Annotated in this window: 7 protein-coding genes; 5 read left to right on the forward strand and 2 right to left on the reverse strand. The window is 25.2% G+C overall.

The annotated features are described in order from the left end of the window. Positions 1–180 precede the first annotated feature (180 nt). The gene (locus VLM92_RS10715; protein ID WP_325276339.1) at positions 181–993 is read left to right on the forward strand and encodes an Mrp/NBP35 family ATP-binding protein; all 813 of its coding nucleotides are present in this window, start codon (positions 181–183) and stop codon (positions 991–993) included. Positions 994–1092: 99 nt separating this feature from the next. On the opposite strand, the gene VLM92_RS10720 is transcribed toward VLM92_RS10715, so the two are convergent. Then, positions 1093–2358 carry an MFS transporter gene (locus VLM92_RS10720; protein WP_325276340.1) on the reverse strand — a complete coding sequence of 422 codons (1266 nt, stop codon included), beginning with the start codon at positions 2356–2358 and terminating at the stop codon, positions 1093–1095. A 316-nt stretch (positions 2359–2674) separates the two neighbouring features. On the opposite strand from VLM92_RS10720, the gene VLM92_RS10725 reads away from it, so the two are divergent. The 3 genes from VLM92_RS10725 to VLM92_RS10735 are packed head-to-tail and all read left to right on the forward strand — an operon-like array spanning position 2675 to position 6707. Next, entirely contained in the window at positions 2675–3613 is a 939-nt protein-coding gene (locus VLM92_RS10725) for a dipeptidase (protein ID WP_325276341.1), read from the forward strand. A gap of 31 nt (positions 3614–3644) precedes the next feature. Next, positions 3645–6203, forward strand: coding sequence for a UvrD-helicase domain-containing protein (locus VLM92_RS10730; RefSeq protein WP_325276342.1), 2559 nt, complete (start codon positions 3645–3647; stop codon positions 6201–6203). A gap of 9 nt (positions 6204–6212) precedes the next feature. Beyond that, a complete protein-coding gene (locus tag VLM92_RS10735) occupies positions 6213–6707 on the forward strand; it encodes a hypothetical protein (protein WP_325276343.1) in 495 nt (164 codons plus the stop codon). Between the two features lie 81 nt (positions 6708–6788). On the opposite strand, the gene VLM92_RS10740 is transcribed toward VLM92_RS10735, so the two are convergent. Continuing rightward, a complete protein-coding gene (locus VLM92_RS10740) occupies positions 6789–7346 on the reverse strand; it encodes a hypothetical protein (protein WP_325276344.1) in 558 nt (185 codons plus the stop codon). A gap of 232 nt (positions 7347–7578) precedes the next feature. Here VLM92_RS10740 and VLM92_RS10745 point away from each other — a divergent pair, with 232 nt between their 5' ends. Further along, on the forward strand, positions 7579–7854 hold the full coding sequence (locus tag VLM92_RS10745) for a hypothetical protein (protein WP_325276345.1): 276 nt from the start codon (positions 7579–7581) through the stop codon (positions 7852–7854). Positions 7855–8149 lie beyond the last annotated feature (295 nt).

Genomic DNA, 8149 nt, shown 5'->3' on the forward strand with positions numbered 1-8149 from the left:
ACCTATGGAATTTTAATTATAAGTAATGGTAATTATATAAAATAGATAATTGCCATTACTTATAATTGTTTTTAAATAAATATAATGGGTATATAAAATATTAATATAAATGTTTTATACATATAGATAAGCTTTAAATAAATCAGTATTAATCTAACAAAAGAATTGGAGGAATGTAAAATGTCAAACTGTAATTCATGTCCATCAAAAAATAGTTGTAGTAGTAAAGCAACTTGTAATATAGAAAACAATCCTAACAACAAAATAAAAAAGATAATAGGTATTATGAGTGGTAAGGGTGGGGTTGGAAAATCAACAGTAACAGTACTACTTGCCAAGAAGTTAAACAAAATGGGATATAAAGTAGGAATACTTGATTCAGATATAACAGGTCCAAGTATTCCAAGACTTATGGGACTACAAAATGAAAGAGCTTTTTCTACTGGAAAAGATATTTATCCAGTAGAAAGTATAGATAATATTAAAACGATGTCTATAAATTTTATGGTAGATAATGAAAATCAACCTATAGTATGGAAAGGTCCTATGGTTGGAAATGCTGTAAAGCAATTTTATAAAGATGTAATGTGGGGAGAACTTGATTATTTATTAATTGATATGCCTCCAGGCACAGGCGATGTAGCTTTAACAGTAATGCAATCTATACCATTAAGTGGAGTAGTTATGGTATCAGTTCCACAAGATATGATATCTATGATAGTTTCAAAAGCTGTAAGTATGGCTAAGATGCTTAATGTAAATGTTTTAGGCGTTGTTGAAAATATGAGTTATATACAATGCCCTGATTGTAGTAAAAAAATTAAATTATTTGATGGAGAGGAAACAAATAAATTTTTAAGTGATATGAACTTAAATTTACTTGGAGAACTTCCTATGACTAAAGAAATTGTAAATATAACTCATCATGGAGTAACTGAAGTTAGTGATGAACTAGACTTAATACTAACTAATATTGTAGATAAAATTAAGTAATATTTTATAAATTAAAAAATCAAAAGAACTAGCTATATGAGGATGTAGGTAAATTTGTTTTTACACAAATCTATCTATATTCTCATTATAGGTCATTTTTTAATTCTTTATATCCTCTAATGTTTGAGTTTCTGGATTATAATTTAATACCTTTTTAGTGATTTTACTAAAGAATATAGGTATAGTTCCTATTATACAAATAGTAAAACATATGATAATAATAATCCTAGGATCGAATATATCCCCAAGTACCCCACCAATTAAAGTTCCGATAGGATGAATTGCCATACAACATGTAGTTGCAATAGACATTACCTTTCCTCTCATATCTTGAGGTATAGTAAGCATCATAGCTGAAGTACTGACAGTATTAGATACTGTATTAAAAAAGCAAGCAATAAAAAAGCATACACACATAATATAAAACTTATTTATAAACACCCCTAAAAAGAAAAAAATACTTTGTAAAAATAATGATGATAACATGACTTTAGATCTATTTTGTGGATTTATATTTATATTAGTAAGAAGTATACTAGCAATAATTATCCCCACACTTTCAAAGGCTGTTATAATTCCATATTTAGCTACACCTAAAGATGGGTCCATATTAAACCAAGGTTTCATAAGAATAGAAAATATTGCAAAGAAGAAATTAAGACCCAACGCAACTCCGATTAGTATCACTAATCCTTTCAATTTAAAGGTGAATTTTAATCCCTCTTTAAAATCTTCCTTTAAAGTTAATTGTGTATTTTTTTTCTCTATTTTAGGTACATCTATAAATACTTCACTTATAGTTGATAATATATAGCTTATTCCATTGAATAAAAACATAGCATATGCACCAAAAATCGAATAAATAAATCCACCAGACATAGTTCCAACTAAATTTGTAGTTGATGTTGCCATTTGTTGAGCAGAGTTTGCTTTTAATAGATTATTGTTAGATACTAAATCTGGAACTATAGAGCTCATAGCTGGGTTGAAAAATGCAGAACAAATACCACAAATAACGCCAATTACAATAACCATCCATACTTCTAAAAAATCATTAAATGTAGCATATCCAACAAACAGCATGCCTATACCTCTTATAAAATCGCTTAAAAGTATAAGTTTTTTTCTATCAAACCTATCAACTATGACACCTGCAAATGGTCCAATAATTATTCTTGGAATGCTAACTGCTGCCATAAGTATACCCATTATAGTTGATGAACCTGTTTTATCTAAAACCCAAAATCCAAGAGCTATAGAATAAAAAGCATCTCCTAAACAAGAAACTAACTGACCTTGCCATAGTAGAAAGAAATTTTTATTCCATAGTTTGTTATCATCTTTAAACTTATTTAAATTATCCAAAAAATATCGCCCCCATGTTTAATTATAGGTTTAGTAAAAAAATAAATCTATTAATATCAATAATTATAAGAAATTTTTATAAGACTAACTTAGTTGAATTTGGTAACGAAATTTTTTTTACTTTAATAAATTTCAATAAAAAATATCTCTAGAAGGTGTTTGTAAAATAAAGTGTGTATTCTTTTAAAGAGTCGATAATTAAAGTGTTAATATAATTACCCTAAGGAAGGTGCACACTTTTTCATATATTTATTATTTAATACTTAGAGTTAATATGGTAAGTTATGTTATAATTTTAAAATAAGGAGATGATAATATGAAATTAATAGATTTACACTGTGATACAATAGATAAACTAATGGACTACCCAAAGTCCAATTTATATAGGAATAATTTTTCAATAGATATACAAAAACTACAAAAGGCAAACTCTCTAGCGCAAGTATTTGCACTTTACTTTGACTTAGATAATCATAGAAATAACCCATTTAATAGATTTGAAAATATGGCAGATAAGTTCTTTGAACAATTAGAGCTAAATAAGGAAACAATAGCCTTAGCTAGAAATTATGATGAAATATTAGAAAATGAAAAAAATAATAAAATATCAGCAATACTTTCAATAGAAGAAGGTGGAGCAGTTAATGGCAAATTAGAAAATTTACATAAGGTATATGAAAAAGGGGTTAGATTAATTACTTTAACTTGGAATTATGAAAATGAAATAGGATACCCTCATAGTCAAATAGGATATGAAGCTACAAAACTAAAGCCATTTGGAGTAGAAGCTGTAGAAGCTATGAACGAACTAGGAATGTTAGTAGATGTATCTCATTTAAATGATGGAGGATTTTATCATGTAGCTGAAATTTCTAAAAAGCCTTTTATAGCATCACATTCAAATGCTAGAAGTGTAACAGATGTTACTCGAAACTTAACTGATGATATGATAAAAGTACTTGCAAATAGCGGTGGGGTTACAGGACTAAACTTTTGTAAGTTTTTCTTGGGAGATATGTATGTATCGAAGGTTGAGGATATTGTAAATCATATAAAACATATAGCAAATATTGGTGGAATAGATGTGGTAGCTATGGGTTCTGATTTTGATGGCATACCTAATGGTCTTGAAATGGAAAATATAAGTCAAATGGATAAATTACAAAATGCACTTTTAAAAGGTGGATTTAAAGAAGATGAAATAGAAAAGATGATGTATAAAAATGCATTAAGGGTTATAAAAGATGTATTATAGATAACCCCTTTTCTCTAGAGGACGTAAGACTATGAAAAAGCTTATAACAGAAAACTTTATAAAGAATTTACCAAAGGAAAGAAAAGACTTTATATTAGAGAAGGTAGATAGCTTTATAAATGAATTACAAAAGAATAATAATGAGATAAAAAATATACCCAATAGTTATTCAGTAAGAAAAATAAAAGGAAATGACAATATATTTAAATTTAGAGTAGATATAGCAAATAGAGTACTTTTTACTTTTGCATCTAAGGTAAATCATATGAAAAACGAATTTAAAGTAGAAAATGCTTTAATAATACTAGACTATTGTAATCATGATAACCAAATAAAAAGAGGGAAAAGCTTAAATCTAAATGTAGATTACAATAATTTAAATAGTGAAGAAAAATTTGAAGAATTAATAGATGAAAATTATAAAACTTATTATTATAATCCAGAAGAAATAATAACTCGTATTGTAGATAATAAAACATTGCTTCAACTAATAAAAAAAGATGAGAAAAATGCAATCTATTATCTTAATGAAGAACAAGAAGAATGCTTAAGATATGACTTAACACCTCTATTTTTATTTGGTAGTGCAGGCAGTGGTAAAACAACAGTAGGGATAAATAAAATATATTCTTTATACAAAGACCATGAAATTAATATTGGATATTTTACATATTCTAAACTTTTAATGAATGAAACAAGTTCTATGTTTGAATATATATGCTCTCAAAATGGTAAGTCTAGTTTGAATAGTAAAGTGAGTTTTAAGTACCTAAGTAAATACTTATACAATAAGTCTGATAAAACCAAGGCAGTTGATTTTTATAAGTTTAAGGATTGGTTTTATACTAATGCAAATAGAAGTAATAAACTAAAAAAATCATTTATAGATGTATTTGATATATACAAAGAAATAAGAGGCATAATAAAAGGTTTAGTGGGTATAAATTGGATGCCATATGTTGAATTTAAAATATGTGACTATGGTGTAGATACTATAGATTATTTACAAAATAAACAATTTGCACAAGTTACTGAAGCTAACGTTGTATTAAATACTAATATTGATATAATAAAAAGAAATTTGGATAATAGCAATGTAGAAAATAAAACTAATATTTTAAATGATTTAGGAAATATAGAAGCTAAAATAGAAGAAGAAATAATAAATCAAAAAATAATAGATAAAAATAGCTATTTAAACTTGCCAAACGAGTACTCTATTTATGGTAAAGAAGATAGAAGTCTTATATATGACATAGCAATTAAATATGAAAATTGGTTAAATGAAAATAGTTTACATGATGAAAATGATATAACTAGAATTGTACTTAAAAACTTAAATAATGGCAAAATAGAGAAATACGATTTTGTATTAGTAGATGAAATTCAAGATTTAACAGAAATACAAATATATCTTATGTACAAATTAGTAAAAAATCCACACAACATCTTATTTAGTGGGGACTTTAATCAAACTATAAATCCAACATTTTTCAATAGTACTCGTATAGAAACTTTATTTATGAACAACAGTTACAATGACAAGTTTTATAAAAAAGTTCTTTATACTAATTATAGAAGCTGTAGTGATATAGTTGATTTATCTAATGAAATTGCTAACTTAAGAATAGAAAAGCTATATAAAAATAAAAGAAATGATTATATAGAAAAGCCAATAAGAGAAAGTACTAATAATCCATTTTTATTAAGAAACGATGAAGATAATAAAAAAAAGCTTTTAAATATGGTAAAAGATCGACACTATGTAGCTATAGTAGTTTGTGATGAAGAAGAAAAATTAAAACTAAAGTATGAGTATGGCATAGAAGATAGTGTATTTACACTAGGAGAAATTAAAGGTATAGAAAAAAAATATATTATATGTTACAACATAATATCTAAGCATAAAGAAAAATGGGATGAAATTTTTAATGGTGTAAGCTATGATAATCACTCATTATATAGATATTATTTTAATATGCTATATGTAGCTATAACTCGTGCTAGAGATTATATTTGTTTTTATGAAGAAAAAGAAGACTTAGCTTTATATCATGAAATAAAAAAATACATTCAAAAAGTAAGTGAATTTGATGAAACTGTATTAATGTTTGATTATATATCAAATGATGATGATTACTTTAATGAAGGTAAGTATTTAGAGTCAAAAGAAAAATATGAACAAGCAATAGCTCAATATAAAAAGTCTAATGTAAAAAATATAAACCATCATATAAAAAGATGTGAAGCTTTGTTACTAACGGAAAAAGGAAAGTACTCTGAAGCTGGTAGTAAATTATTAAAATTAAAAGAGTATAACCTTGCTAGCGAATGTTATATGGAAGTTGAAAATTACACAAAAGTACTTAAATGTTATGTATTAAGTAATAAAGATTATGAAGAAATTCTAAATGAATTTAAAGAAATAGGATTAAATCCTCTACAAGTAGCACTTCAAAAAGATAGCAAGGAAGCTTGGATGAATGAATTTTATTTATTATATGAAAAGTACATAGATGATAAAATAAATAAAAATATAAATTATATGAAAGAGACATTAACAATGTTAAAGCAAAGATATGAAAACTAGGTGATAAATATGAATGAAAGTAATATACTAAATTTAGTAAATAAGTTTGAAAAAAGCTTAGAAGAAAGTGAAAAGTTAACTAATGCACTTATGGGCCTTGAAGGAGTTTTAGAAAAATTAGATTCTTCTATGTCTGAAGTTTATGAGTTAACTAAAGCTGAAGACTTAACAGAAAAGTCGATTGATTTAATACATAGTATAAATAAGTTGAAAAAGGCTCAACAAAGTGTAAATAATGAGTATAATGAGTTGATCAATTTAACTTTATATAAAGAGGGTATAAAGGAAGACATAGATTATTTAAAAAAGCATTTGATTAATGTTGATGAAAATTTGATGAGTATTAAAAATGAAATACAACAACAACGAAAAATATATAAGGAAGAAAATAAAAAATTTAAAGAAGATTTAATATTGTCTATAAAAGAAGTCTTAAATTTAAACTTAGAAGATTTATCTGTAGATGAAGAATATATAATAAGTGAAGATGAACTAAGAGAATAGTATATCTAATGTAAAAAACGCAACTATTAAATAAATAATATTTGCGTTTTTTTAGCACAAAAATTTAGTTATAATAAATAGTTAATTAAAAGGTAATATCATCCAAGGTAGATTAATACCCTCTTTAGGTGCCAAGCACTCTACTTTTAATATTACGCTAGCATCAATTACCATGTACTCAGGTTGTTTATTACTTCTTATCCTATAACCCTTTATATTCTTATTTTTTTCATCAAGTTGTGTTACCATAAATGGGAATGTTTTACTATCTTTACATACACCCTTATCAAGTTTAATACATTGAGTTATACGAACTAATCCATTACAATTTCTTATAGTATCAAAAATAGATGGTTTTTCAGGTTTTTGTCCACCTTTAACACATTCTATACTTAGTATTTGATTATATTTTAATATTATATCCTCATATGGTTCATTATCTCTTAAAATTACACCTTCTATAAAATCACAGTTTCTATGAATTTTAGTTATCTTAATAACTGCACTTTTAGTTGTAATACATTGCTTATTTAAAGTTAATGAACAATAAGTTATTTTAAGCTTCTTATTATCACATTTTTCTATAGTTTTATAAACATCTTCTATAGATATGAATTTTAAATCTATATCTGGTCTCATAAAAATCCCCCTTTGTTGACAAACTTTAAATCTTTATCATTTTAGTATGTTTCTTTATAAGATAAGAATTAAGTTTTTTAAGCCTATATATTAAAATATGGAAATATATAATAGTATGTTACTCATTATATTAATTTTATAAAAACCTACACCAAAATTTATCTAATGAATAATATAAATATAACAACATAGAAAATCATTTAAAATAACATTAAGGGGGCGGATATACACTATGAAGTATTGTAGTTACAGAAAAGGTATAATAGTTGAAGTTAAAAGTAGCTCAAAAGAGGATTATAAGTATATAACTATAGCAGAAGATGTTAATAATATTTATACATTTACAAAACTAGTTTATTCAAAACAAACAATAATACTAAATCATGATTATAATGAAATACCTGTAGAAGATCTAAAAGTAGGTGATACAGTTTTTGTTTACCATTCTAATGTAATGACTTTGAGTATACCACCTCAAACTGTTGCTTATATAATAGAAGTGAAATGATTAAAAATCATAAATAATAAATCATAAATAATAAGTGATACAGTATCTATATATGCTATATCACTTTTATATTTTAAAAAATAATTCACTAATAAAAATATAGTTATTGACTAACAAGTCAACTGAAATTACAATTAAAGTGACTAATAAGTCAATTAAGTTATAATATTGAGGAGGGATATAAATTGTTTTCTATACAAATAAAAGATTTAACTAAAGATTATAACAAAACAAGAGCGATATCAAATATAAATTTAAGTATAAAACAAGGAGATTTTTTTGGATTTATAGGACC

The sequence above is a fragment of the Romboutsia sp. genome (assembly GCF_035470145.1).
Taxonomy (GTDB): domain Bacteria; phylum Bacillota; class Clostridia; order Peptostreptococcales; family Peptostreptococcaceae; genus Romboutsia_D.